The sequence below is a fragment of the Cognatundibacterium luofuense genome (assembly GCF_018139685.1).
Classification (GTDB): Bacteria; Pseudomonadota; Gammaproteobacteria; order Burkholderiales; family Burkholderiaceae_D; genus Undibacterium; species Undibacterium luofuense.
This window is the reverse complement of the sequence record NZ_JAGSPN010000624.1, coordinates 1-285: the sequence shown is the minus strand read 5'-3', so window position 1 is coordinate 285 and position 285 is coordinate 1. Positions and strand designations below refer to the sequence as shown.

The window sequence follows — 285 nt, the reverse complement described above, 5'->3', positions numbered from 1 at the left end:
CGGCAGATCGTGCCACGATAGAAGAGGAACACGCGTTAGAGTTGCGTACCCGCGACCGCGAACGTAAGTTGCTGAAAAAAGTTCAGCAAGCCATCGCCAGCATTGATGAAGGTGATTATGGCTGGTGCGAAGAAACCGGTGAACCTATTGGCATTCCACGCCTGCTGGCACGCCCGACAGCGACTTTGTCGCTGGAAGCACAGCAAAGACGTGAAATGAAGCAAAAACTGTACGGCGATTAATCCTGGCGTCATTTTTGACTGGAATAATAAAAAGCGTGTATGC

At 50.5% G+C, this 285-nt stretch carries 1 protein-coding gene; it reads left to right on the top strand.

The features are described from left to right. The coding region (locus tag KDM89_RS21920; protein WP_212689863.1) for a TraR/DksA C4-type zinc finger protein at positions 1-242 on the top strand (242 nt) is incomplete at its 5' end. Between the last annotated feature and the right edge of the window lie 43 nt (positions 243-285).